The organism is Psychrobacter immobilis, from assembly GCF_904846175.1.
Lineage (GTDB): Bacteria > Pseudomonadota > Gammaproteobacteria > Pseudomonadales > Moraxellaceae > Psychrobacter > Psychrobacter immobilis_E.
The window spans coordinates 456114-481014 of record NZ_CAJGZM010000002.1 but is presented as its reverse complement, the minus strand read 5'-3'; the positions used below and the strand labels follow the sequence as shown (position 1 = coordinate 481014).

Sequence of the window (24901 nt, the reverse complement as noted above, 5' to 3'; positions counted from 1 at the left end):
CTATAAAGCAGCATGACTATTCTTCTGTTGGTGGTATGCAGTGAGCGCTTGAGGTGATGGCTTTGCCATCGCCCAAACGATAAGCCAATAGATAATTACCCCAAACACAGCCACCATCAAGTGCCCGCGCGTAAGGCAAGTCGACCTCAGCTTTAAGCGCGGCCCAATGACCAAATAAGATCTTGCGCGTGCGCGGTACTTGCCATTCAAACCAAGGCAAAAAATCTTTTGGCATAATGTCATCTAACCCTGCGGCAAAACTAAATTCTAGCAACCCATCTTGTTTGCATAAGCGCATACGCGTGAAATAATTGGCAATCGCCCGCATTTTGGTAAAGCCATTAATACCTGCATGCCACTCATCAGCGGTTTTGCTATATAGATTCGGCAATAAACGATCGAGCTGTTTTAAATTACCTTGTAGCTGCGTCTCTAATTGCTGCGCATAGTTTGCTGCTGCCTCAATCGTCCAGTGCGGTGGAATACCAGCATGTACCAATACCGTATGCTCATCAGGATAAGCCAGTAGCGGTTGATGACGTAACCATTCTAGCAATTCATCACAATCATCGGACGCGAAGATAGGCGCTGTTTTGTCTTTTTTCTTGAGCGGCGTCGCCCCACGCCAGACAGCAATTAAATTGATATCGTGATTGCCAAGCACCGTCGCCGCAGCCCCTTGTTCACATAGCGCTTTGACATGACGTAAGATACTTAACGAATCTTCACCGCGTGCCACCAAGTCGCCTGCGAACCATAGCTTGTCTTGCACTGGGTCAAAATCCAAGGTTTCCAGTAACTGCAGGTATGCCGCATAGCAACCTTGCAAGTCACCGATGACATACTGATGGCGAAAACTCATAACACCTCTATACTTTTTAGATGATAAATGACGCTTGTATCAAAAAATTAAACCTCTATTTTGCGTGCCTGATTGCTCAAATTGACAAAGTCTTTCACACTTAAAACTTCAGGACGCGCTTGTGGATCGATGCCACACGCTGCAAAATCCTCTTCGGTCAAAGTCGGCAATAACGTTGATTTTTTAAATATCGCGCGTAGTGTCTTACGGCGATGATTAAAGGTCTCGCGTACTACAATTGAAAAATATTCTTCATCTTCTGCGACAATTGGCTTGGTGATATGCGGTGTCAGACGAAAGACGGCACTGGTCACTTTTGGTGGTGGATTAAAGGCACCACGTGGTACAGTCAGCAGATAATCCGTATGGCAGTGATATTGCATAATGACCGACAAGCGACCATAGGTTTTGCTACCGACATCGGCTGTGATACGTTCGACCACTTCCTTCTGCAGCATAAAGTGCATGTCTTGAATCACGTCAGCATAGCTGAGCAAATGAAAGAGTATCGGCGTAGAAATGTTATAAGGTAGATTACCTACTACGCGTAGCTTGCCACGCTCAGGGCTATACAGCTTACGATAATCAACATGCATGGCATTGTCTTTGATAATCGTAAAGTTGGGATGGCTATTGGCACCGATACGAATACGTAAACTATCTGCCAAATCGCGATCCAGCTCTACCACGGTCATCGCATCGACTTCTGCCAATAGCGGCTCAGTCAGCGCACCCATGCCCGGTCCAATCTCGATTAAATTGTCATCACGCTCTAGGCGAATGCTCTCAACAATCTCGCGGATAACACTACGGTCATGTAAGAAGTTTTGACCAAAGCGTTTACGCGGTTGGTGTTTAGCAGCTTTTAAGCTGTTGGAAATAGTTTGAGCATCAAACGTAGTCTTGGACATAAAAAAATCTTAATAGGTAAAAAAAAGGGTCGATAAGTCGATGCCAGTAATATATTGGCTTTATAATGACAAATTATAGCACAGCTCATAATTACACTGTATTTTTGAGGCATTTTATCGACAAATAACCCATACCTTAGCAATCGACATAGTGCCTTTTTTGTTCTTAAACCATTTGCTATAATGTTGGTTATACATACGGTTCCCTAGTGAGGACTTGATGAGCTATGCTGAAGAAACCGTAGAGGTAAACTGGGGAGATTTTAGTTACGCAGCTTGACGATAATAATCAAACCACTATTGAAGTATTTATTAGAATCGAATTTTCCTGTTTTATCTGCTAATTTCAAATATCGGGTAGGATAAATAAATCCTTTTTTTGATCATAGAAGCGATTAGGATATATCTAGTCAATGACCGTCATATATTGCCCTAGTAAACCTGCTGCTAGATATGGATACTTACGAGATAATTCCGTGTAGAACTCTTTAGCTGCGTTAGTCATGCCACAAATAGTTGTAAGATCGCTTGGTGTGTTAATAACGGCAGCCTCAAGCCACCCCTCTCTAACTGCTATACCTTTTTCTGTATATTTTGTACAAACATAGCTACCGCCACTTGTTTCATACAAAGTAAACAAAAGACGTAATTTGTTTTCTACACCCTGATATTTATAGATTACAGCTCCTATAAAAAACCAATCGTTTTCATCAGGTATTTCCAATACAACCTCATTGAACTCTAACTCACTTCTATCTTTTTTTGTTTGTTTTATAACAAATTTCTGTTCTTTAAACATAAATGCATCCTAAGAGTTGTTTAGGGCTAAGGTTAAGGCAACTGCTATAAATCTCAGCTAAAAAATGTCTGTATTTTTTTCAAGCACGATAATTTGGATTAGTTTGTACCCAGCCTGTAGAGCGGTCGATACTAGTATCGCCATCACCATCCACCCAAATAACTTCACCACTTGGTAAAATACGTTCATGAGGCGAAACATAGTGCGTGTTAGGGTTTTCGATTTGATTGCTATCAGTTGCAGCCATATCATCTGTTCCAGATAGTTCTGCACCATCTAATATATCTACTATCCCAATAGCCACTGTAGAAACAATAGCTACTTTAGCTAAGCCTCTCCCTGATGTTTTTACTTTATCCCAATCACGTTCAAGTAAACCATCTGCAGTATCAATTGTATTTCCTAGAATTTCTCCTGTGGCGATTAGAACCTGATCACCTACAGTAGAAGCTGTACGGCCTAGATGAGATAGACCTTTACTCCGCTTATTTTCATCATTCTCTAGTACACCAACACCAACATCAGCTATACCATCAATCACAGTTCCAACCAAACTACCGGTGTTCTGCATTGACTTATCAATGGCCTCCCCTATTTCTTGGGTAAAATCACTTTTCATAGCTTTACCAGCAGCTTTTATACTACCTCCTAAAACAAGGCCTGCACCCTCACCAAACTTCTTCCCAGCATTTTTAAAAAAAGACATTTATTAATCACCTAACTGATTATATTTAATAAATACAGCTACTAAAATATTGATTTATCAAAGCTTTTTAGTAGCTAAAGACAACTGCTATTTATTGCAGGCTTAATCATATTTTTATGATTAAGCCACCCTATACAGTAATCATAATTTCATCAGCCGTCACCTTACTAGGTATTGGTAATTGCTCTCCCCTTATCTCATACATATTAATAGCATATAAAAGCGAATTTTTAGCGATATCTATAGTGTCTAAAAGAGTACCGCCTTCAGCATTAGCTTCTGGTATATCTCTGAATGAAACAAAATAACGACTATTCTCATTTTCATCAAACTCACATTCGCACAATGCAGGATACTGAATATTTTTAATCGAAATTCCCATCATTTTACTAGCGGGAGCCGTTATGATTTCATCAGTCTTACTATACGGTGTTAGTGCTTGTTCGTCATCAACATAAAGATTCTCTTCGGTTTTATCGGCTATACCCGTGTCTTTATTATTCAAAAAGATAACTAACATACCTATAGCGAATATCCCAACTATAAGCATAAATATCGCGCCTTTGTTATCCCAAGCCCAGCCTAAGAACATAAATAAAAGCCATAGCATAATCAAAGCTACAATAAATCCCACAATCTTTTCAAAAACAGACTTCATAAATGCCTCTATTTATTAACATCATCTAGATGATGATTGTCCCATTAGTTTCGTACAAATCAATTTTTAAGGCATTCTATAATAAGATATTTAAATCTAGTACTTTAAATAATCTTTAATTGGCCGCTTACCAAACTGTGAGGCGTCCTCTTTCAGTCGTTTGACCAGCTCAAAATCCCATCCTTTCTGTGACTCATCCAAGCGGTTAATCTTGTAGAAGTTTGAATTGAGAAACGTTAATCACATAACATGGCAAATAACTACTTTTAGCTTCTTCTAGGCTGATTCAATATGATTTATTTCAGGTACACCCCATCGGAGCCACCTGTTTCACCCTTTAAACCCATTAACAGACCACTCAAAACAGACCGCTATAAAGCAACCACTTATATCAAAACATACTTGATGATTCATAAATAGCCATTACTCACACTAAAGTTACCCAATACTGCATTACAAATCTCGCTAAGGCACCGACTTATGCAAGAGGTCTATTAATAAGCGATTTATCCGCCATCTCATTAGCCATCAGTAGTGCTTGGTATAAGCTGGTAGCACTTGCACCGCCACGTCCTGCCAAATCAAGCGCCGTCCCATGGTCAACCGAGGTGCGGATATACGGCAACCCCAAGGTAAGATTCACCGTATCACCAAAACCATGCGATTTAAGCACTGGCAAACCCTGGTCATGATACATAGCAATCACTGCGTCACAGTTCGCTAAATGCCTTGGAGTGAATAGCGTATCGGCTGGCATTGCCTCTGATATATCGACGCCCGCATCAATAAACTCACGCAATACGGGATTGATAATCTCAATTTCCTCAACGCCCAAATGCCCGCCCTCGCCTGCATGAGGATTAAGACCGCAGACCAAAATACGTGGCTGCATTAAGCCAAACTTCTCTCGCATATCGTCAATGACAATTTGCACCGTTTGACGAACGTTATCAGCGGTGATAGCCGCAGGTATGTCTTTTAATGCTAAATGCGTGGTAACAAGCGCTACTTTCATCGCTTGATTGGCAAGCATCATGACGACTTTCTCACAGCCACTTTGCTGCATAAAAAACTCGGTATGACCGCTAAACATGGTGCCATCGAGTAATTTAATATCGGCATCTATCAGCGCAGACTTTTGCAATGGCCCTGTGACGATAGCAGCGACTGTTTTGTTGGTTGCTAACTGATGCGCGATGTCCAACTGCTTGGCAACCATTGCCGAATTGCGAGTATTAATTTGTCCGCAAACGACTGGCTCAGCACAAGGGATATCCAGTAGAATAAAAGCATGATTATCATTATTATTGTCATCAATAGTTTGTTTCGATATTTGCTCTAAAAAATCATCAGCTGCAATGTCTAAATCAACGGTTTGCCAAAGTGGACGGCTTTGGAGCACGCCTGCTGTCACCAACATATCAGCGCGCTTTTGCATCGCAGCACTATCGGCAGTGACCCAAATTGGGCGTTTAAAATCTTGTAGTTTACCCTCAGCTGCTAATAACAGCACGACATCCATACCAATGCCAGCAGGCTCACCAGTTGTGATTAATGATGGTAATTTTTTTTGCATAGTAAAACATCCTATTGTGATATTAAGTATATGATTTTATTTTATTTTTTATTATAAAGAGGAGTGGTTAAGATGCTCTGAAATATCATACATTTTATGTTATAGAAGATGGCATTTTTATAGATAGTTACTTATAGCAGCCGAAAAAACGGCATAATGTGTTAAACTTTCGCTTTTCATTGTAGCATTTACCAGCAAGCGCTGAGACCACGTTTTGGTACTTCTCTCTTAGAGATAGGTCGCGCTTGATTGGCGGTATCACTCTTAAAATAAATACTTACACCAAATATCCATTTATACCGAATTTTGACACATTAGGCACCCATGGCAGACAACGAAAAAACCGACGACTTACTCAATCAGACACCGCCGCACAATATCGATATTGAAAAGGCCTTGTTGGCGTCTTTGATGAGTATCGAAGAGGCGTACGATAAGATTGCAGATATCGTCACCAAAGACGATTTTTATGCGGGGCGACATCAGTATATTTTTGACGCTATTGCGCATTTGGCAGCGGTCAATGAGCCTTATGACACGGTCATGGTGCATGACTGGTTGGAAGCACAAAAACTGCTCAAAGGAGCAGGTGGTGACAGCTATTTGGCCGATATTTTAAGCCAAAGTCCTGCCACCTTGTTTAACCTCACCGCTTATGCCCAACGCGTACGCGAACTTTCGACTTTGCGTCAGCTAATTACCACTGGCAATGACATGCTGACTCTTGCCTATAATCCCAAAGACCAAACGGTCAGCGATATTCTAGATAATGTCGAAGCAAAAATATTTAGTATTAATGAGCAACATAATAAACGCGCAGAACAGCGTGGTCCCGTTGGTATTACTTCGGTATTGACCAATGTCATTGATAAAATTCAAGAGCTAAAATCCAATCCCGACGGCATGATAGGTTTGCAAACCCCATTCGTCGAGCTAAATAATAAGACGCAAGGTTTACAAGCAGGCGATTTAGTTATTGTGGCTGCCCGTCCTTCTATGGGTAAAACCACCTTTGCCATGAATTTAGCAGAAGGTATTTTATTTAATGAGGACTTACCCGTGGTGGTGTTTTCGATGGAGATGCCAGCAGAGTCTATCGTCATGCGTTTGCTGTCTTCATGGGGCGCGATTAATCAGACGCACCTGCGTTCTGGGCAAATGAATGAAGATGAATGGGCAAAAATGATGAATGCCATTCAGCATTTGCAATCTAAGCATTTATATATTGATGACAGTACTGCTCTGCCGCCCTCTGAGCTGCGTTCGCGCTGCCGCCGTATCGCCAAAAACCATGATGGCAAGCTTGGCGCTATCATCGTCGATTATCTACAATTAATGAAAGTGCCAGGTTTAGATGGTAACCGCGTGGGAGAAATCTCTGAGATCTCTCGTAGCTTGAAAGCCTTGGCCCGTGAGCTTGAATGCCCTGTCATTGCGTTGTCACAGCTTAATCGCAGTCTGGAGAACCGTCCTAATAAGCGTCCTATTATGTCGGATTTGCGTGAATCGGGTGCGATTGAGCAGGATGCCGATTTGATCATGTTTATTTATCGCGATGAGGTTTATAATGAAAACTCAGACCACAAAGGCGTGGCTGAAATCATCATTGGCAAACAGCGTAATGGCCCTATCGGCACCATACGCTTGGGCTTTGAAGGGCAATTTACCCGCTTTATCAACCTGACGCCAGAATACTATCAAAACGTCAGCTTTGAAAATGATGAGTAATAAGCTTAATAAACAATAAACAGAACGAACGATACCCTTAATTAGCGAATATCCATAAAAATAGCCAGTGTATCATCATCCCAATTGATGACGCGCTGGCTTTATCACTTTACTCATAAAATAACTTTGCTAATAAACCAATTTTGACAATAATATAAGCTTGCTAATAAAGAAGGCCATTATGCGCACTATCACAATTAAACCAGCCGCCATCACCCATAATTTGGCTGAAGTTAAAAAACGGGCACCAACGTCTAAAGTCCTTGCTATGGTTAAAGCCAATGCCTATGGTCATGGCGTGGCCGCTGTTCTGCCAGCATTACAACAAGCCGAACCACAGGCAGACGGTATAGGCGTTGCGACCTTGATGGAAGCCTTAGAAGCTCGTCAATTAGGCTGGAATAAAACCATCGGTCTAATTGAAGGTGCATTTACTAAAGATGAGTGGCAGTTGGCGATTGAGCATGATATTAGCTGCGTGATTCATCATGAGCCGCAGTTAACGTGGGCATTAGAAAACACCCCACCTATTACCAGCGCTACTAGCGTGGTTTGGCTTAAATACAATACTGGCATGAACCGCTTAGGGTTTAATGATCAAACCCTTATTCCAGCAGCCAAATGTTTGCATGAAGCCGGTTATCAGCTAATTTTGACCACCCACTTTGCCAATGCCGATGACCGCACTCATCCTCTAAACGCTATTCAAATACAGCGTTTTAACGACATGCTGCAGACTTTAAGAGAAACTATCAGTAGCGATATAAAAGGCTCATTGTGCAACTCAGCGGGTATCGTCAATTTTCCAGAGCATCATCACGATTGGGTACGGCCGGGCATCATGCTTTACGGTAGTACGCCTGTCATTGACAAAAGTGCGCATGATTTAGACTTACAGCCAGCGATGGAATTTAGCGCACAAATTATCGCCTTACAAACGGTCAGTGCCGGTGATGGCATTGGTTATGGCAGCCGCTGGACTGCGATGCAAGATACCAAAACGGCTTTGGTCAGTATTGGTTATGGCGATGGCTATCCACGGGTGGTGAGTGCTGATGCCTATGTCTCTGTTATTGATGCCATAAACCATCAGAGCTATCCATGCGCAGTAGTCGGACGAGTAGCCATGGATATGATTGTCATTGATCTCACTTCAGTACCAGAAAGCGTGGCTTTAAATAGTCAGGTGATACTTTGGGGTGATGCGCCGCACGTCGATGAAGTCGCCGTCCATGCTGAGACCATTAGCTATGAGTTGCTATGCCGCCTAAGCGCTCGCCCAAATCGGGCAATAGCAAAGTCATAGTTGATATAGATTAATATCATTATGGTTTAAGAGACGAATGCAGCACTGAATCACGGCTGAATCACGGCAAATTGGACATTTACATTAAGCGCAATTGCGCTATACTAAAAGTTTGTTGTCACACCAGTATACGCACTGACGCGATGCTATTAAAAAATGACAACGTATCATTTTTCATCGACTGCGATCGACTGCTAGGATTACTATGAGTTTGCGCCATTTTTTGACCCTATCTGATTTAACCAAACAAGAACTAGAAAACCTAATCAAACGTGCGAGCGAACTGCGTAAGATGCAACACGCCGGCGAGATATATCAGCCTTTTGTTGGTCGAACGCTTGGTATGATATTTGAGAAATCATCCACCCGTACGCGTATCTCCTTCGAGACTGGCATGGGTCAGTTTGGCGGTAATGCTATATTTTTATCGCCAAATGATACTCAGCTTGGGCGTGGTGAGCCGCTAGAAGATTCCGCTCGCGTCATATCAAGCATGGTTGATATCATCATGATTCGTACCTTTGGGCACGAAAAAGTTGAGACCTTTGCCGAATACTCAAGCGTTCCGATTATCAACGCGCTCACTGACGAATTCCATCCATGCCAACTGCTTGCTGATATGCAGACGTATTATGAGCATCGCGGTAGTATCGAAAATAAAATCGTCACTTGGGTCGGTGATGGCAATAATATGTGCGCCTCCTACATGCAAGCGGCCAATCAGTTTGGTTTTGAGCTACGTGTAGCAGCTCCATATGGGTTTGAGCCTGACCCTGAGCTGATGAAGCGCTTTTCACATTGCGTCAGTATCGTTGAAAACGTCCAAGAAGCCGCGAAAGATTCAAACTTAATTGTCACTGATGTGTGGGCAAGCATGGGACAAGAGTCTGAACAAAATACTCGTGCGCGCCGTTTTGCTTCTTATCAAGTCACGCCGTCGCTGCTCGATAAAGCCGACCCCGAAGTGGTATTTATGCATTGCTTGCCTGCCCATCGCGGCGAGGAAATATCTCATGATATGCTCGATGACCCACGCTCTGTAGTGTGGCATGAAGCCGAAAACCGCTTACATGCGCAAAAAGCTTTGATGGAGTTTTTATTAAAAGACAAAATCAAGCTGCCTGCCTAAAAATAGGCTGCTAAAAAGCATGACGTGAAATATTGATAAAATTGATAAGTCAGCAGCTATAAAAACAGAAGGCACAAAAAAATGCAGGGCATATTGATAATGCTCTGCCTTTTTATTATTTACGGCTTTATTTAGCGCAAGCTTAATACATTTATAAATTAACGCATTAAAGTCGTCACCCCATTACTGCCCGCTTTTAATAACACATCCGCTTGATTGGCGGCAAAGATACCATTACAGACCACCCCAACGATATTATTTAATTGCTGCTCTAGCGCTAGCGGGTTACTGACATCTAAGTCATAGGTATCTAAAATCACATTGCCATAATCAGTGACAAAATCTTCACGATACACTGGCTCAGCGCCCAAACGGGCTAATTGCCTAGCCACATACGAGCGCGCTTGTGGTAACACCTCTATCGGCACTGGAAATTCACGCCCTAACCACTCCACGCTTTTGCTTTCATCAACCATGCAGACAAACTTATTAGAGGCTGCAGCGACAATTTTTTCACGTGTGAGCGCGCCGCCACCACCTTTAATCAATTGCAAATGCTCATTTACTTCATCAGCGCCATCAATATAGACATCAAGCTGACCGGCAAAGTTTAAATCTATGATTTCGATACCCAAGGCGCGTAGCTTATCTTCGGTGACCTGTGAGCTGGCAACCGCGCCAGCAAGCCTTAACGTCGGCAATAACTCAATCAAACAGTTAACCGTACTGCCCGTCCCTACTCCAAGTATCATGCCATCTTCGATATAGCGCAGGGCAGCTTTGGCTGCGGCTTGCTTTTGTGCTTGCTGATCACTCATTATAAATCCTTGGAAAAATAAACGTATTACTTTAAAAGAGGTAAAATGATAAAAGAGGTAAAATGCGCGCTTATTATAACTGATGGCTTTATGGGATGTTAGCGTAAAACCTATTCTAAATATGCATTGCCTAGACTCGTTGCTAATACTTAATTGTATGTATTCATGATTTGGCCTTTAACATCTAAAAAACTCTCTACAAAATTTGCAATTGTGTCTTGCAAGATAGTGAAAATCAGCATAGGCTAATCTATTTCGTTTTTGTGCTGATCTATACTGGCTTATAGCTATTTATTTATCAAATTATTTATCAAACACAAACTTTATAACTATTTGCACCTCTTTTATTTATTTTCACTCTGTTTAGGAATCATTATGCTGTCACATTGGGTACGAGCCATCTTGCAAGCCACCGTCTATGACGTCGCCATTCAAACACCACTTGAAGCTGCACCAAAGCTGACCCAACGTTTTGCTAATGATATTCGATTTAAGCGCGAAGACCTGCAACCGGTTAAATCTTTTAAATTACGCGGTGCTTATAACCGTATTAGCCAATTGAGCGACGAGCAAAAAGCGCGCGGCGTCATTTGTGCCTCAGCGGGCAACCATGCCCAAGGCGTTGCTTATTCAGCGCGTAAGCTTGCTCTAAATAACATCATCGTGATGCCAACCACCACCCCTGATATCAAAGTAGATGCTGTACGAGAACTGGGCGGCAATGTCGACTTGTATGGCGACAGCTTTGATGAAGCCAATCGTTATGCCATTAATCGCGCTGAGACTGAGGGCTTAACCTTTATTCCACCTTATGATGATAAGTTGGTCATTGCAGGACAAGGTACTATTGGTCTGGAACTAACCCAGCAATGGCGCAACATGGATTATGTATTCGTTGCCGTAGGTGGTGGCGGTTTGATTTCTGGTGTGGCAGCATTCTTGGGTGAAGTGGCGCCGCACGTCAAAGTCATCGCTGTAGAAGCAGATCAATCAGCCTGCTTAAAAGCGGCGCTAGAGGCTGGCGAACGCGTAAAACTTGAGCAAGTAGGACTGTTCGTCGATGGTGTCGCAGTTGCCCAAATTGGCGAACTCCCTTTTGATATTGTTCGTATGCAAAAAAGTGATAAATCAGGGCCTGTCGTCGAGCCTGAAGTGATCACCTGTACCAACGATGAAGTCTGCGCGGCGGTGAAAGATATCTTTGAAGAAAACCGCAGTATCGTTGAACCTGCTGGTGCGTTGTCTGTTGCAGGCATGAAAAAATATATCGAAGCCCATAACCTACAAGGTAAAAACTGCGTCGGTATCATCTGCGGTGCCAATATGAACTTTGACCGCTTGCGTTATATCGCCGAGCGTACTGAGATTGGTGAGAAAAAAGAAGCTATATTTGGCGTGACCATTCCTGAACAAACCGGCGCTTTCTTAAATTTCTGCCGCAGCTTACATGGCCGTAATATCACCGAGTTTAACTACCGTGCTGATAGCAAAAAATCACCAGATTCGATGGAACCCGCAGCAATCTTCGTCGGCATCGCCCTAAAAGAAGGCGATAAAGAGCGTCAAACGATTAGCAATCAATTGGCGGCTGATGGCTATGAAGCACACGACTTAACCGATGATGATATTGCCAAATCCCATATCCGTCATTTGATTGGTGGTCATGCGCATGTCGAAAATGAGCAATTATTAAAAGTGGTGTTCCCTGAACGTCCGGGCGCATTATTGACCTTTTTAGAAAAATTGGGCGATGACTTTAATATCACCTTGTTCCACTATCGCAATCATGGTGCCGCTGAAGGCCGTGTCTTAGTGGGCTTGCAAGCTTCTGAAGGCAACTCTCGCCAACTACAAGATGCGCTTCTTGATATCGGCTACGACTGCACTATGATTAATGACAACATCGGCTATCAGTTATTTTTAAAGTGAGCAAATTAGCAGTAATCTTTCATTTATCAGGGCGGGTTTTTAGCAATTAGAAAACTTTCTCTGATAAATTAATAATGATTGTTCACTTATAGCATTTATTCATTTGCAGCGACTATTAACCTCAGTAGTTATTAACAGGTAGTGAGCCGTGATTCAAAAGATACTGATGTTTATGTTATTGCTGGTTTTAGTACTAGTAGGTTATAAGATGCTGCAACCTAAAACCACAACTAGCAACACTAGCACTGATGTTGCGGCTGATATTTCATCTGCCGCTGCTTTTACCTCGACTGAACTGGATGACATACCGCAAACGTACGTCGATTTAGATACAACTTCAACATCCAGCTCGGTAGTAAATCCAGCTGTAACGTCACAGCCAGTATTAATAACGCAATCAGCGTCAACACCAAGCTTTGCCTGTGATGGCAGGCAACATTGTTCTCAGATGACTTCATGCGCAGAAGCGACTTACTTTATACAGCACTGTCCCAATACAAAAATGGATGGTAACCATGATGGCATTCCTTGTGAAAAACAGTGGTGTAAGTAATTTTATATCAAATATAAACTGGGAACTTCATGTGTCGCGGTATTATCGGCTTTAGATTATCTATCGATTCCGTACAAGCATAATTTAAATTAAGCCAAAATAAAATGGTAGAAAATATCGAAGGAGTAATAAAGGGTTTAAAAAAGTTAAAAACAAACGATGCTGTAGCAATGGCTGCCAAAATCGCCAATCAGAACAATGGCTAATTTGTTTTACTTATTCACGGTAAAAAACTGCTTTGAAATACTTTAATCGCTCACCACTCTTTTAATTGACAAAAAAAACACCATTATTATCTTAGTTTATTGATATTTATGAGGTTTTGATGAGTAAACATAATAAAAACCACAATCAGCCGAGCCATAGCCAACCAGATGCGGTGCGGATGCGTCTTGATAAATGGTTATGGGCAGCTCGCTTTTATCGCACCCGCACCCTTGCCAAAGAAGCCATCGAAAGCGGACGTGTCCATTATGCAGGGAGCCGCGTCAAAACCAGCAAGGAGATTGCCGTTGGAGATGAGCTCAGTATTCGCCAAGGATCAGCTACTGCCATGACTGAGAAAACAGTCTTGGTTGAAGCGCTAAGCGCACAACGTGGTAATGCGATTGCCGCCCAAGCATTATATTCTGAAACTGAGGATAGCGAAGAGCGCCGCGCTTATTACGCTGAACAGCGCGAACTTGCCAATCTTGCCCGCCCTGATAATAAACCCAATAAGAAAGAGCGTCGTGATTTACAGCGCTTCAAACACAATCAAGACTAAAGCGATTCTTAACATTTATATAGATACTGAGGTCGGCAGCTTACTATTATTAATAGTCTAATGTGACCCTATTGTCTTACCTCTACCCTTGCCATTCAACGTATTAACCGTTACGCTGATAGCCAATTAATTTACTCGATAACATGCTAATAAACCGCATTATTTATGTTGGTCTTGATAGCATGTTTTTTTGTTGTGATAGAAGGTCATTATATGCCAATCAAAGCGTCTACTCCCTCATCCGTTCTATTGGTTTGTTTGGGAAATATTTGCCGTTCACCGACCGCCGAAGAGATTTTCCGTCAGCAAACAGCCATTGCAGGGCTGGCGATGAAAGTAGATTCGGCTGGTACGGGGGACTGGCATATTGGTCATGCGCCAGATGAGCGGGCACAGCGCCACGCCAAAGCCCATGGTTACAATATCAATAAGCTGGTCGCACGCCAAGTAAGCACTGATGACTTTCGTAAGTTTGATTTAATATTGGCGATGGATGCGCAAAACTTAGCCGACCTACAAGTTATCAAAGACGGCATCAGCGATACAGATGGCAAGCTTGCCAAACTGGCGCTGTTTAGTGAAGAAGATCCAACCTACGGCGGCGACGATATCCCAGACCCTTATCAAGGTGATGCTGATGCTTTCGAAGAAGTCATTGAACGTATTGAGTCAAGTGCCCAAGCTTGGATTGAAAGTTGGAAAACCGCTTAGTGATGCTTAACGGCATTTAAGGTTTAGTAGTAATTAGTAACGCTTAATAGTGCTTAGCAATAAAGCGCCATATTTCTGCTACTTTTATACCGCCCATCCTTTATAATAAACCCCGCATGATTTTTTTATTTGCCCTATAGGCTATGTTATGACCTCAGCTTTACGCCATGATTCCAGCGCTCGACCTATGACATCGACCAATCTTGCAGTAAATTTACCACAGGCTAATTCAGTCGATTTGTCGCATAGCAATACCATGGCATTGGCATGTGTGGCGGATGTGGTCGTGACGCTGACCGATGAGGCGCAGCTTGATGCCTTTATGGCAAATTACGTAGAAGATACAGCGCATGATAAGCCGTTATTTGTGCTTTCTGGCGGTAGCAATGTTCTATTGCCAACACGGCTAAACGCTATTGTCTTACGTTCACAGATGCGCGGTATGACTGTGACGGCGCAAACGGACAGTTATATCGATATCGAAGTGATGGCTGGTGAAAACTGGCACGAATTGGTCGTGCATGCGGTGGCTCAAGGTTGGTATGGACTTGAAAATCTGGCATTGATACCGGGTCTGACTGGAGCGGCTCCTGTACAAAATATTGGCGCTTACGGTGTGCAATTAGAAGATTGCTTAGAGTACGTGCGTGCTTATCATCTGCCAACTCAAACTTGGCATCAGCTAACAGCAGCAGACTGTGAGTTTGGCTACCGCGACAGCCTTTTTAAGCGTGCGCCCAATACTTGGCTGATTACTCGCGTAGGTTTTCGTTTGCATACCGATGCCAGCAGAATCCTTGCCAGCTATGGTGATGTGCAGATGGTCGCGCAGCGCTATGCAGAGCAGCAAGGGCGCAGCCAGCCTGTACCTGCAGATGTCATGCAAGCGATTATAGATATTCGCCAGCAAAAGCTACCTGACCCTAAGCAGCTCCCTAATTGCGGCAGCTTTTTTCAAAATCCTATCATTCCTCGAACGCAATTTATAGCGCTACAAGCAGCTCATCCTACCATCGTTGGCTATCCAATGCCTGATGCCATGGTTAAGGTTGCCGCTGGTTGGTTGATTGAGCAATCTGGGCTAAAAGGTAGCGGTCTCGCTCCGATTATGACCCATCAACAGCAAGCCTTAGTGTTGACCAATCACAGCCCTTATCAAGCGACCCAAGGAGATGTGGCAAAAGCCCAATGCCATATTGCTGATAGTGTCTATGAGAAATATGGCATTGAATTGGCGCGCGAGCCGGTTTGGGTAAATGCTGACGGCTCTATTGGATACCACGAGCATGTGGTCTAAACGCTCATGGTCGAAGCGCTTATGGCGCTCTTACTTACGTTCAGCTGAGCGTATGATAAAGCTGTTTCGTATTATTAACGCCACTTTTTTGCTTGGTTCAACGGCGGTTATTCTTGTTCTTATCAGTTTATTTACTCCGCTATTTTCGCAAGCGGTTGTTTATGTATTAGCGCACTTACCCTTACCAAAGATGCCGCCTGCCGCCATGAGTTCTCCGCCGACTGCTTATGTGGTGTTGGGCGGCGGTCTGACCAATGACAATAATAATCAAATTATTCTCAATAGCTATAGCCTTAATCGCGCCCGTACAGCGGCAACCGCCTATCACGACTTACCGCTACCTATCGTACTCAGTGGTGCCGAAGCGCCTTGGCTTGGTCAGTGGCTTATTGACCATGGGATTGACGGGCTTATCAGCGAAAACGCCAGTATGAATACCTGTGAAAACGCCCGTTTTACTGCCAAGCGCATTCCTCTATATCATGTTTACCTTATCACCGATAGCTATCATATGGCGCGCGCGCGCAGACAGTTTGCCCTAAACGGCATCAATAGCACGGCGATTAATGCCCCTTTACCGGTGCGGCGTGACTGGATGGAACCCGCGCAAAACTTAAGTCATTCACGGCGGGCGGTCTATGAAGTTGCCGCCTACTTGCGCGATGTCATTCGTCCGCAAGCAAACTGTCGCCAAGCAAATGATGTGACCTCGCAGCAACTCTTAACGCCGAGAGGTAATGCTACCAAAACACCTACTGAATAACGCTTAGCTGGCATTTACTGCCCTAGTATTATTAGATTAGTTCATTAGATTGGTATTATTGCCGCATTATCCAATGTCTCACTTTTGATCTTTATAGAACATTTATAACACTTGCAATAAGTGTATAATATAAGAAACTGCTATTGAAGAGGTTTGCCATGCTCAGTATATTTTTATTAATTCCTTTAAGTTTAATGCTGTTCGTGGTCGCCATCTGGGCAATACGCTATGCGGTCAAATCAGACCAGTTTGAGGACTTAGATAATGCATCGCAGCGTATTATCTTAGATGATCGTCAAGAGCGGCGCCAAACCATTCAAGCTCATAAGCCTGATGACAATATACCGCAAGCTAATGATACGCAGTCGTCTGACAAAACTGATGATTGAATCGTGATCGCGCAGATATCGTATCGGTCAAACCACTAGATATAAATAACATTCAAAAATATAACCTTCCCCATCTCATTTATACGTGACTGCCTCATCACTTTTTCGTCTTATAAAATGATGACAGTAGGTTCACGTTTTACTATTTTTAGGAGAGACTCCCCATGACCACAGCTCTACTTGTTGCGGCATTGCTAATGGGTTTTTTTGGTTCACCGCATTGCTTAGGCATGTGTGGCGGCTTAGTGACTGCCTTTGGTCTATCAATGAAAGATGTCAGCCCTGCCAAGCGCCGTGCGTTGGTAGCGACCTATCATTTCGGTCGCTTGACCAGCTATGCGTTTTTGGGTTTGGTCGCAGGATTGATAGGCACAGCCGTATTACAGCCATTGATGCAAGGCAATAGCACACCGCGTATTTTACTTGGTTTGGTATTGGTATTTGTCGGCGTAACCATGCTTGGTGCACCATTTTTAAACAAGCTCGAACGTTTCGGCATGCGCTTTTGGCAGTACCTAAGCCCTATTCGTCAAAAAGTATTCCCACTCAATACCTTTCCGCGCGCTTTATCTGCTGGTCTTCTATGGGGATTCTTACCTTGCGGCTTAGTCTATGGCGCTCTGTTAATCGCTGTGGTCGCGCACAACCCACTCAGTGGTGCTGCTTTGATGTTTGTCTTTGGCTTAGGAACCGTACCAATGCTGGTCGCGACTCACGAAACCGTCGGCTGGTTACGGGATAAAATCGGACGTTTTCGTTTAAGACAGCTCAATGGTGCTGTGATGGTATTATCTGGTTTAGCCGTTGTTTTCGTGCCTATCGCCATGTCCAGTATGCATGGCGATCATGGCGGTGGTCATAGCATGAACATGGAGCATACCATGATGATGAATGACACAGATAATACCACCAACCACGATATGAGCCAGATGGACCATAGTATGCACAATATGAATGATGACTCAGAAAACATGGAACCTCATCACTAACTAATTGCTGTTTAATATGACTTCAAACTGATGGCATCTAAAAACAGACGTATAAAAAAGCCCTTAATCATTCATTAAGGGCTTTTTGCTGTTTAAATGCTTTAAAACTTAATTAAAAAAAATTTATTAAGGCTGCCACTGCTCAAGGCTAAACTTGGTATCTAAATGCTTCTCTAATGCTGGTATATTAAAGGCATCATCTTCACTGACAAAGCTAATACTGATACCGGTTTGTCCGGCGCGTCCTGTACGACCAATACGGTGTACGTAATCATCTGGCTGATCCGGCAAGGTATAATTAATCACATGGCTGACATCATCAACATGAATGCCGCGTCCTGCTACATCGGTTGCGACCAACACAGAAGCATGACCATCTTTAAAGCGTTGCAGATATTTTTCACGCTTTTGCTGAATCACATCACCTGATAACATGACGATTTTATGTCCCTGACGCAGCTTATGATACAAGCGTTTAACTTGGTCTTTACGGTTGGCAAAAATAATCACCTTCTCTACTGTGCTATCAGTAATGATACGCTCGACCGCTGCGAGCTTTTGATCTTCGGTCAATAAGTAAAAATGCTGATCGACCAATTCACTGGTTTTATGCTCAGGTTCAATCTCTACAAACTCTGGCTCATGCAGCCAGCGATAAGCCAAATTCATCACATCTTGGTTAAAGGTGGCAGAAAAAAGTAAACTTTGACGATCAGTATTCGGCGGCATGCGACCGACCAAACGCTTGATATCTGGGATAAAACCCATATCAAGCATACGATCCGCTTCATCTAATACCAATACTTCAACGCGATCCAGATAGACCATGCCTTTGTGCATTAAGTCAATCAAACGTCCTGGAGTGGCAATTAAAATATCCACATATTGGCGCTCAAGCTCATGCTGCTGGGTCTCATAATTGGTACCACCCATTATACAAACGCTATGCAGCGAAGTATATTTGGTCAGAGCAAGGCAATCATCAAATATTTGCTGGGCAAGCTCACGCGTTGGTGCCATAACGACGGCGCGTGGCTCACCTAAATAATGTTCTTCATCAGCGGTAAAAGGACGTTTGAGTAACGCCTCCATAATGGTCACTAAAAACGTTGCCGTCTTGCCAGTACCCGTTTGCGCCTGCCCAATGGCGTCTTGATTTGCCAATGTATGCGGTAATATCTGTGCTTGAATGGGCGTCAATTCAGTAAAACCTAAGTCACCTACGGCACGTAAGGTGGGGCTTGATAACGGCAAATCCGTAAACGTCTTAAAAGTACTCAAAAAAATATCCTTGTGTGTGAATCGCTTGTCTATCATTAATAAATAAAAGCCTAAATAGAGGCTCATAATAAGCGTTGGTTTTATAATACGACTATTTATTATGATTAGGAAGTATTGTGATTAGAAGCTATTTCTTAAAAAAGCCCAGTCCGTAATATCTGATCAGACAAATTATAAAACTCATAAACATAAAAAAGCCAAGCCCAACGCCTAAACTTACCAAATATGCTGCGTTCAACTCAACATAGGTAAAACAAGACGGGCTTGACTCAGTAGTATATCAGTAGTTTGTACAGACATTATAGCTGAACGGCGCTAATGACTGTAGCAATTACTCTTCTACTTTTCTGACTTCTTCAGCTTGCAGGCCTTTATCACCTTCTACCACACTGAACTCAACCTTTTCGCCATCTTTTAGAGAGCGATAACCATCGCCTTGGATCGCGCGGAAATGGACAAAAATATCTTCGCCGCTATCACGTTGAATGAAACCAAAGCCTTTTGAGTCATTAAACCACTTAACGATACCTTGCTCACGAGCTGACATAATATTACTTCCTAAAAAGTCACTTAACCCCAAATTCCTTTGCGAGATTGCATATAAACGGGGTTTAAGATTATGAAATCAAAATGTAAGAGTACTACTCCACATACCATCATCCGAACATAAAGACTCTTATGACTCTCTTTATGATTCAGCGTACAGTAAATTTACTATGGCCAATATAAGCAAATACTAAAATAATTTTAATCAATTTAATAGATAGCCCAATTAGCATCCGCAACAAATAGGTAATATATGTTGCGTAAAAAATATCATAGCACGGGTTTTTAGCAACATAAAGCCTTTTAACACGATTTTTAGTCCTTCGGATAACTTTTCATGTTATTTTTTATAACATTGCTGACAAGCTGTTATCATAAAGGGATAAACAGTCTTATATTTGATTCATTTTATATATTGAGAACGTATATATATTAATTTTATCTTATTCGATGCATCAACTAACGCTTTACTATAATTATAAAAACCAATCTCACCTAATAACGATAGAGCCCATTATGACCCCCACTTCTCAGTCAGCAGTAGCTGACAAACCATCTCAACAACAAGCTGTTTTAAATTCAAAGGCTAAAACGCATAAGTTATTACTTATTAATGGCGTTAATTTAAATTTACTCGGTAAACGTGAGCCTGAGATTTACGGTCATACGACCCTTGCTGATATTGAAACAAACTTAGTCGCGCGTGCAGCTAAATACGGCATTGAGCTGATTTGCATCCAGTCGAACCATGAAGGCGAACTTGTCGATGAGATTCAACATTATGGCCTGTTAGCCGAGGCAGCAGCGCAAGTAGATGCGATTATTATCAATCCTGCTGCCTTTACTCATACTTCGGTTGCAATACGTGATGCACTATCGGCGACACAAAAACCTTTTATAGAAGTGCATTTATCCAATGTACACGCCCGTGAGTCGTTCCGGCAGCATTCTTATTTCAGCGATATTGCCGTGGGCGTTATTTGCGGCTTAGGGCATTTGGGCTATCAAATGGCATTAGATTATTGGCTGACTCATACTTATCATTTAGCAGTAGACAGCTAACAATTTATCACTTGATACTTATGATAGAAATTCTATTTATTAGCCAATAAAAAACCGTCATACTGCAAATGCAATCGAAGTAGCAATTATGTTGCTTTTGGGATATTTTTTGGCACAGTAGTCAAACAGCATTCGTTTGCTTAAAATAATAACATTAGGGCTTAGTAAATAAACCCACTATATGGTGACATGAATGGCAAAATCGTCCGGAAAACGCTTTATGAAACTCGCTGGCATGACTGCCAGTATTGCCGGCAAAGCTGCAAAAAACTCATTAAAGCATCTCTCAAGTGATGAAGAAAAACGTTTACAAGCGCGCTCAGAGCTGATGCAAGACGTCGGTATTCAAATAGCCGAAACGCTTGGTGAGATGAAGGGCGCGGTGATGAAAGTTGGGCAAATTGCCTCACAATATAAGGACGTATTTCCGCCTGAAGTTGCGACAGCTTTAGAAAAATTGCAAAAAGATGCGCCGCCGATGCCTTATGCACAGATACGCGCACAAGTTGAGCGTGAGTTAAAAGCGCCGGTTGCTGAGTTATTCACTGAGTTTGAAGAAACGCCATTTGCCGCCGCGTCAATCGGGCAAGTGCATAGAGCGGTTTTGCCATCTGGGCAAAGAGTGGTGGTAAAGGTGCAATATCCTGATGTTGATGAGAACTGCGATAGCGACCTAAAGCAAGTACGCATGGCGCTAAAAATAGCTGGCGTGCTCAATATGAGTAAGCAATTACAAGAGCAGTTATTTAATGAGATTCGCCAAAGCTTGCATGATGAGCTCGACTATATTAAGGAGGCGCACAATCTACAAGTATTTGGTGCGTTTCATGCGGACGACGATGGTCTTATCATTCCTAAAGTAATTGGTAGCCATTCATCCAGACGGATTTTGACCTTGACCGAAGAGATGGGTGAAACCTTAACAGTCGCAGCGACTTGGGATAATGCCATTAAGCAAAAAATCGCTGAGCGCCTGTTCCATTTTAGTGCAGGGCAACTATTTGGTTTATATCGCATGCACTGTGACCCCCACCCTGGCAACTTTGCTTTTCGCACCGATGGTAGCGTCGTCGCTTATGATTTTGGCGGTATTCGCAGCTATAGCGATAGTGAAGTACAATTATTTAGACGTTTTGCTAAACATGCCTTAAAAGGTGATGTGACCGCGCTTGAGCAAGATTTAATTGCCCTCGATATTCGCCGTGATGACGATAAGAATGTGCCGGGTGAGTTTTATGAGAAGTGGCTAGAGATTGGTCTTAAACCTTTATCAATCAAACCCTATCAAGATGGAGCATTTGATTTTGGTAGCAGCCAAACCCATCACGAAGCCATCGCCCAAATGCGTTCATCCTTGAAGTATTTTGGACAATTTCAGCCCTCAGCGACGACGATGATGCTTGACCGTACAATTTCGGGTCAGTATTGGAATTTGGTCAATCTGGGCGTAGTGATAGATTTATCACCATTGGTTGCTCAATATATAGACTATTAAAACTTACGAGCCTAATAATTTTAAAAAGCCATATAAATAGCGTTAATAAACACTAAACATGCAGCGCATGACCGCAGCGATCACAGAAATCCGCTCCTACGGCGTGGCCAAATTTTCCACAGTTTGGGCAGGCAATAGGATTCAGCTGTGGACGCATATTACGCGCCAGCTCAGCCGTAAAAATACCCGTTGGCACGGCAATAATCGCATAACCGGTAATCATCACCATAGATGCAATCGCTTGCCCGATTGGCGTTTTTGGTGACATATCGCCATAGCCAGTGGTGGTGACCGTTACCACCGCCCAATAAATAGAGATGGGAATACTGGTAAAGCCATTTTCCGGCCCTTCCACCACATAGACTACCGCGCCAAAAATAGTCACAAGCAAGACTAAAGATAAGAAAAATACCGTGATTTTTTGCTGACTGGTTTTAAGCGCTGAGGCAAGAAAACCCGCTTGCTGCATATAAGTATTGAGCTTGAGCACGCGGAATATACGCAAGATACGCAGTATGCGAATCACCAGCAGATACTGGACGCCACCAAATATTAAGCTTAAATAGCTTGGCAATACCGACAATAAATCCACGACGCCAAAAAAGCTAAAAACATAACGAAAGCGATTGGGCGCTGAAAATAGCCTTAGACTATATTCGATGGTAAACAAAATGGTAAAAAACCATTCTGCATAACGAAATAGCGTGCCATATTGCAAACGCATGTACAGCACACTATCGAGCATCACCACAGCGACACTGGCCAAGATTGCAATCAACAATACAATATCAAACAGCTTACCCAAACGGGTATCCGTGCCTTCGATAATGATATGAATGCGGTTACGCAAATGAGTAATGGCTTCGGCGGTTGGTTGCTTCATAGAGTCAATAAAGTCACAAAATCAATGGTTATATAAAACCGAACGTTTTAGGCTGGCATGGACAAGCTTAGGTTGGTCAAAATGCGCTAAAGTGGTTTATAATATTGCAAATATTATTGCTGTCGACCGTTATTATGAGAATCAATAGTAGGTCAAAAGATAGAAAATAGCAGTGTAGCAAAAAAGCGCGCCAAACGACATACAAATCGTTAACTTGCCGATAGGCCGATTACACTGCATTGACAGCACAATCATATAATAAAAACACCTCATCAGGTATAAAAGGTTGTCATTGGGGCATGCCCTAACAACTTTTTTACCCGCACTATCAATAACACGTAAAACGTAAGGATGTTATATGGCAGGCCATTCAAAATGGGCAAATATCAAACACCGTAAAGCCCGTCAGGATGCGGTAAAAGGTAAAGTATTTACCAAGATTATTCGTGAAATTGTTTCTGCTGCCAAGCAAGGTGACCCTGACCCTGATAAAAACCCACGCTTGCGTGCCGCTATCGAGAAAGCACTGTCAGTCAATATGACCCGAGATACCATCAACCGTGCAGTTGCTCGTGGGACAGGCGGCGATGACAATGACAATATGGATGAGGTCAGCTATGAAGGCTATGGCGTTGGTGGCGTCGCGGTATTGGTCGAAACCATGACTGACAATCTGAACCGTACAGTCAGTGAAGTGCGACATGCTTTTACTAAAAACGAAGGCAATCTTGGCACCTCAGGCTCAGTGGCTTATCTATTTACCAAGCGCGGTGAAATCACCTTTAATGACATCAGCCTAGAGGAAGATGTCATGCTCGCGGCCTTGGACGCTGGGGCACTTGATATTGAAAACGATGGCGAGTCACTACTGGTCATCACCGAATGGGAAGATTTCGGTAAAGTAAAAGATGCGCTCAATGCAGCAGGTCTTGTTTCTGATAATGCCGAGGTCACTATGGCACCTGCCACCAGCGCCGAGATTGATAATGTCGACGACGCCCTCAAAGTAATGAAAATGATTGATATGCTAGAAGATATTGACGATGTGCAAGAAGTCTATAGCAACGTCAATTTTACAGATGAAGTCATGGCGCAGCTTGAACAGTAGTTAAGTATAAGCTGGCTTAGCTGCAAAGTGAGTGTCAAAAAATATTCATTTTAATAAATAGCTGACTTATCGGTATCAGAACCCGCATCAAAACATGAGAACCAGACAGTATAAAACTGTCTGGTTTTTTCATTTCAATCACCCACCTGCGGTATTGTATTTTTTCTAATCGAGGAATATAATCGGATTCAATAGTAACAATTATCATTAACATATAAGAACGGATAAGGACTCTTTATGAGCACAACTCTTTCACCCTCCTATCCTACCCCTACTGCTGCTAATATCAACACTCTTAATTCCAATGCTGCAAATAATACCAATGCTGAAAATCTGTGCTCCTTACTCGATTTGGCTAAACACCAACCTGCTATTATTGATGACATTGTCGCTAATGAACGCTTTGGTGATATCGATGACGTTATCAGTCAACGACTCAAAGATTTAGGCTTTTTGCCTAACACTATCATTCAAATTGTTGCCAAAGGTCTATTTGGAAAACCGCCTTATGCGGTGCAGCTTAGTACAGGCGCACAGTTTAGCTTACGTGCCGATGAGTTAATAAAAATCAGATGCCTCGCTATCACTATAGACTCAAGATAAGTCTTCGGTTCAATTTAATAAATTGCTCCTAAG

25 protein-coding genes are annotated in these 24901 nt (G+C 42.7%); 15 read left to right on the top strand and 10 right to left on the bottom strand.

Translation table 11 applies throughout. The features are described from left to right. Positions 1 to 16 precede the first annotated feature (16 nt). From JMW39_RS04555 to pdxA, 6 genes are all read right to left on the bottom strand, one after another. Entirely contained in the window at positions 17 to 862 is an 846-nt protein-coding gene (locus tag JMW39_RS04555; protein WP_201544247.1) for a symmetrical bis(5'-nucleosyl)-tetraphosphatase, read from the bottom strand. 47 nt (positions 863 to 909) lie between these two features. Further along, entirely contained in the window at positions 910 to 1773 is an 864-nt protein-coding gene (gene rsmA, locus JMW39_RS04550) for a 16S rRNA (adenine(1518)-N(6)/adenine(1519)-N(6))-dimethyltransferase RsmA (protein ID WP_201544245.1), read from the bottom strand. Between the two features lie 406 nt (positions 1774 to 2179). Then, a complete protein-coding gene (locus JMW39_RS04545) occupies positions 2180 to 2572 on the bottom strand; it encodes a hypothetical protein (RefSeq protein WP_201544243.1) in 393 nt (130 codons plus the stop codon). A 79-nt stretch (positions 2573 to 2651) separates the two neighbouring features. Further along, entirely contained in the window at positions 2652 to 3278 is a 627-nt protein-coding gene (locus JMW39_RS04540; RefSeq protein WP_201544241.1) for a hypothetical protein, read from the bottom strand. 130 nt (positions 3279 to 3408) lie between these two features. Then, complete coding sequence (locus JMW39_RS04535; protein WP_201544239.1) at positions 3409 to 3936, bottom strand: type II toxin-antitoxin system HicB family antitoxin; 528 nt, start codon at positions 3934 to 3936, stop codon at positions 3409 to 3411. Between the two features lie 478 nt (positions 3937 to 4414). Next, positions 4415 to 5512 carry a 4-hydroxythreonine-4-phosphate dehydrogenase PdxA gene (gene pdxA / locus JMW39_RS04530; protein ID WP_201544237.1) on the bottom strand — a complete coding sequence of 366 codons (1098 nt, stop codon included), beginning with the start codon at positions 5510 to 5512 and terminating at the stop codon, positions 4415 to 4417. A 324-nt stretch (positions 5513 to 5836) separates the two neighbouring features. Between pdxA and dnaB the strand changes: the two genes are divergently transcribed. The 3 genes from dnaB to argF all read left to right on the top strand — a co-directional run bounded on the left by dnaB (position 5837) and on the right by argF (position 9675). Beyond that, on the top strand, positions 5837 to 7240 hold the full coding sequence (gene dnaB / locus JMW39_RS04525) for a replicative DNA helicase (RefSeq protein WP_201544235.1): 1404 nt from the start codon (positions 5837 to 5839) through the stop codon (positions 7238 to 7240). Positions 7241 to 7421: 181 nt separating this feature from the next. After that, positions 7422 to 8546, top strand: a complete 1125-nt coding sequence (gene alr, locus JMW39_RS04520) for an alanine racemase (RefSeq protein WP_201544233.1) — start codon at positions 7422 to 7424, stop codon at positions 8544 to 8546. A 205-nt stretch (positions 8547 to 8751) separates the two neighbouring features. Continuing rightward, on the top strand, positions 8752 to 9675 hold the full coding sequence (gene argF / locus JMW39_RS04515; RefSeq protein ID WP_183618390.1) for an ornithine carbamoyltransferase: 924 nt from the start codon (positions 8752 to 8754) through the stop codon (positions 9673 to 9675). A 158-nt stretch (positions 9676 to 9833) separates the two neighbouring features. On the opposite strand, the gene rpiA is transcribed toward argF, so the two are convergent. Then, on the bottom strand, positions 9834 to 10493 hold the full coding sequence (rpiA, locus tag JMW39_RS04510) for a ribose-5-phosphate isomerase RpiA (RefSeq protein ID WP_201544231.1): 660 nt from the start codon (positions 10491 to 10493) through the stop codon (positions 9834 to 9836). 375 nt (positions 10494 to 10868) lie between these two features. On the opposite strand from rpiA, the gene ilvA reads away from it, so the two are divergent. From ilvA to JMW39_RS04470, 8 genes are all read left to right on the top strand, one after another. Further along, positions 10869 to 12422 (top strand): threonine ammonia-lyase, biosynthetic, encoded by a 1554-nt coding sequence (gene ilvA / locus JMW39_RS04505; protein WP_201544229.1) that lies wholly within the window; start codon positions 10869 to 10871, stop codon positions 12420 to 12422. A gap of 208 nt (positions 12423 to 12630) precedes the next feature. Then, positions 12631 to 12975 (top strand): excalibur calcium-binding domain-containing protein, encoded by a 345-nt coding sequence (locus JMW39_RS13385; RefSeq protein ID WP_201544227.1) that lies wholly within the window; start codon positions 12631 to 12633, stop codon positions 12973 to 12975. Positions 12976 to 13300: 325 nt separating this feature from the next. Beyond that, entirely contained in the window at positions 13301 to 13741 is a 441-nt protein-coding gene (locus JMW39_RS04495; protein ID WP_201544225.1) for an RNA-binding S4 domain-containing protein, read from the top strand. Positions 13742 to 13954: 213 nt separating this feature from the next. After that, a complete protein-coding gene (locus JMW39_RS04490) occupies positions 13955 to 14452 on the top strand; it encodes a low molecular weight protein-tyrosine-phosphatase (RefSeq protein ID WP_201544223.1) in 498 nt (165 codons plus the stop codon). A gap of 148 nt (positions 14453 to 14600) precedes the next feature. Beyond that, positions 14601 to 15749, top strand: coding sequence for a UDP-N-acetylmuramate dehydrogenase (gene murB, locus JMW39_RS04485; RefSeq protein ID WP_201544221.1), 1149 nt, complete (start codon positions 14601 to 14603; stop codon positions 15747 to 15749). Next, positions 15739 to 16512: a YdcF family protein gene (locus JMW39_RS04480; RefSeq protein ID WP_201544214.1), complete on the top strand. Its 774-nt coding sequence runs from the start codon at positions 15739 to 15741 to the stop codon at positions 16510 to 16512. Before murB ends, JMW39_RS04480 begins: the two co-directional genes overlap by 11 nt. A gap of 158 nt (positions 16513 to 16670) precedes the next feature. Next, positions 16671 to 16901 carry a cbb3-type cytochrome oxidase assembly protein CcoS gene (ccoS, locus tag JMW39_RS04475; protein ID WP_201544213.1) on the top strand — a complete coding sequence of 77 codons (231 nt, stop codon included), beginning with the start codon at positions 16671 to 16673 and terminating at the stop codon, positions 16899 to 16901. A gap of 164 nt (positions 16902 to 17065) precedes the next feature. Beyond that, positions 17066 to 17890, top strand: a complete 825-nt coding sequence (locus JMW39_RS04470) for a sulfite exporter TauE/SafE family protein (protein ID WP_201544212.1) — start codon at positions 17066 to 17068, stop codon at positions 17888 to 17890. A 126-nt stretch (positions 17891 to 18016) separates the two neighbouring features. Here the strand turns inward: JMW39_RS04470 and JMW39_RS04465 are convergent, their stop codons facing one another. Further along, positions 18017 to 19207 carry a DEAD/DEAH box helicase gene (locus tag JMW39_RS04465; protein ID WP_413786213.1) on the bottom strand — a complete coding sequence of 397 codons (1191 nt, stop codon included), beginning with the start codon at positions 19205 to 19207 and terminating at the stop codon, positions 18017 to 18019. A gap of 295 nt (positions 19208 to 19502) precedes the next feature. Then, positions 19503 to 19718 (bottom strand): cold-shock protein, encoded by a 216-nt coding sequence (locus tag JMW39_RS04460; RefSeq protein WP_011513806.1) that lies wholly within the window; start codon positions 19716 to 19718, stop codon positions 19503 to 19505. A 515-nt stretch (positions 19719 to 20233) separates the two neighbouring features. Here JMW39_RS04460 and aroQ point away from each other — a divergent pair. Next, positions 20234 to 20779, top strand: coding sequence for a type II 3-dehydroquinate dehydratase (gene aroQ, locus JMW39_RS04455; RefSeq protein WP_201544211.1), 546 nt, complete (start codon positions 20234 to 20236; stop codon positions 20777 to 20779). A 193-nt stretch (positions 20780 to 20972) separates the two neighbouring features. Next, positions 20973 to 22274 (top strand): ABC1 kinase family protein, encoded by a 1302-nt coding sequence (locus tag JMW39_RS04450; RefSeq protein ID WP_201544210.1) that lies wholly within the window; start codon positions 20973 to 20975, stop codon positions 22272 to 22274. 52 nt (positions 22275 to 22326) lie between these two features. Here the strand turns inward: JMW39_RS04450 and JMW39_RS04445 are convergent, their stop codons facing one another. Further along, positions 22327 to 23157 carry an ion transporter gene (locus JMW39_RS04445; protein WP_149489343.1) on the bottom strand — a complete coding sequence of 277 codons (831 nt, stop codon included), beginning with the start codon at positions 23155 to 23157 and terminating at the stop codon, positions 22327 to 22329. Positions 23158 to 23515: 358 nt separating this feature from the next. Between JMW39_RS04445 and JMW39_RS04440 the strand changes: the two genes are divergently transcribed. Both JMW39_RS04440 and JMW39_RS04435 read left to right on the top strand, forming a co-directional pair. After that, complete coding sequence (locus JMW39_RS04440; RefSeq protein ID WP_201544209.1) at positions 23516 to 24265, top strand: YebC/PmpR family DNA-binding transcriptional regulator; 750 nt, start codon at positions 23516 to 23518, stop codon at positions 24263 to 24265. 237 nt (positions 24266 to 24502) lie between these two features. Beyond that, a complete protein-coding gene (locus tag JMW39_RS04435; protein ID WP_201544206.1) occupies positions 24503 to 24868 on the top strand; it encodes a FeoA family protein in 366 nt (121 codons plus the stop codon). Positions 24869 to 24901: the final 33 nt, after the last annotated feature.

Bases quoted from the DNA above. Each gene is read 5' to 3' on its own strand.
- JMW39_RS04540 (WP_201544241.1), bottom strand. From the start codon at position 3,278: ATGTCTTTTTTTAAAAATGCTGGGAAGAAGTTTGGTGAGGGTGCAGGC.
- ilvA (WP_201544229.1), top strand. From the start codon at position 10,869: ATGCTGTCACATTGGGTACGAGCCATCTTGCAAGCCACCGTCTATGAC.
- pdxA (WP_201544237.1), bottom strand. From the start codon at position 5,512: ATGCAAAAAAAATTACCATCATTAATCACAACTGGTGAGCCTGCTGGC.
- alr (WP_201544233.1), top strand. From the start codon at position 7,422: ATGCGCACTATCACAATTAAACCAGCCGCCATCACCCATAATTTGGCT.
- JMW39_RS04465 (WP_413786213.1), bottom strand. From the start codon at position 19,207: ATGATAGACAAGCGATTCACACACAAGGATATTTTTTTGAGTACTTTT.
- JMW39_RS04450 (WP_201544210.1), top strand. From the start codon at position 20,973: ATGGCAAAATCGTCCGGAAAACGCTTTATGAAACTCGCTGGCATGACT.
- JMW39_RS04445 (WP_149489343.1), bottom strand. From the start codon at position 23,157: ATGAAGCAACCAACCGCCGAAGCCATTACTCATTTGCGTAACCGCATT.
- JMW39_RS04480 (WP_201544214.1), top strand. From the start codon at position 15,739: ATGTGGTCTAAACGCTCATGGTCGAAGCGCTTATGGCGCTCTTACTTA.
- rpiA (WP_201544231.1), bottom strand. From the start codon at position 10,493: ATGAGTGATCAGCAAGCACAAAAGCAAGCCGCAGCCAAAGCTGCCCTG.
- aroQ (WP_201544211.1), top strand. From the start codon at position 20,234: ATGACCCCCACTTCTCAGTCAGCAGTAGCTGACAAACCATCTCAACAA.
- rsmA (WP_201544245.1), bottom strand. From the start codon at position 1,773: ATGTCCAAGACTACGTTTGATGCTCAAACTATTTCCAACAGCTTAAAA.
- JMW39_RS04440 (WP_201544209.1), top strand. From the start codon at position 23,516: ATGGCAGGCCATTCAAAATGGGCAAATATCAAACACCGTAAAGCCCGT.
- JMW39_RS04490 (WP_201544223.1), top strand. From the start codon at position 13,955: ATGCCAATCAAAGCGTCTACTCCCTCATCCGTTCTATTGGTTTGTTTG.
- JMW39_RS04435 (WP_201544206.1), top strand. From the start codon at position 24,503: ATGAGCACAACTCTTTCACCCTCCTATCCTACCCCTACTGCTGCTAAT.
- JMW39_RS13385 (WP_201544227.1), top strand. From the start codon at position 12,631: ATGCTGCAACCTAAAACCACAACTAGCAACACTAGCACTGATGTTGCG.
- murB (WP_201544221.1), top strand. From the start codon at position 14,601: ATGACCTCAGCTTTACGCCATGATTCCAGCGCTCGACCTATGACATCG.
- JMW39_RS04545 (WP_201544243.1), bottom strand. From the start codon at position 2,572: ATGTTTAAAGAACAGAAATTTGTTATAAAACAAACAAAAAAAGATAGA.
- dnaB (WP_201544235.1), top strand. From the start codon at position 5,837: ATGGCAGACAACGAAAAAACCGACGACTTACTCAATCAGACACCGCCG.
- JMW39_RS04460 (WP_011513806.1), bottom strand. From the start codon at position 19,718: ATGTCAGCTCGTGAGCAAGGTATCGTTAAGTGGTTTAATGACTCAAAA.
- JMW39_RS04555 (WP_201544247.1), bottom strand. From the start codon at position 862: ATGAGTTTTCGCCATCAGTATGTCATCGGTGACTTGCAAGGTTGCTAT.
- argF (WP_183618390.1), top strand. From the start codon at position 8,752: ATGAGTTTGCGCCATTTTTTGACCCTATCTGATTTAACCAAACAAGAA.
- JMW39_RS04495 (WP_201544225.1), top strand. From the start codon at position 13,301: ATGAGTAAACATAATAAAAACCACAATCAGCCGAGCCATAGCCAACCA.
- ccoS (WP_201544213.1), top strand. From the start codon at position 16,671: ATGCTCAGTATATTTTTATTAATTCCTTTAAGTTTAATGCTGTTCGTG.
- JMW39_RS04470 (WP_201544212.1), top strand. From the start codon at position 17,066: ATGACCACAGCTCTACTTGTTGCGGCATTGCTAATGGGTTTTTTTGGT.
- JMW39_RS04535 (WP_201544239.1), bottom strand. From the start codon at position 3,936: ATGAAGTCTGTTTTTGAAAAGATTGTGGGATTTATTGTAGCTTTGATT.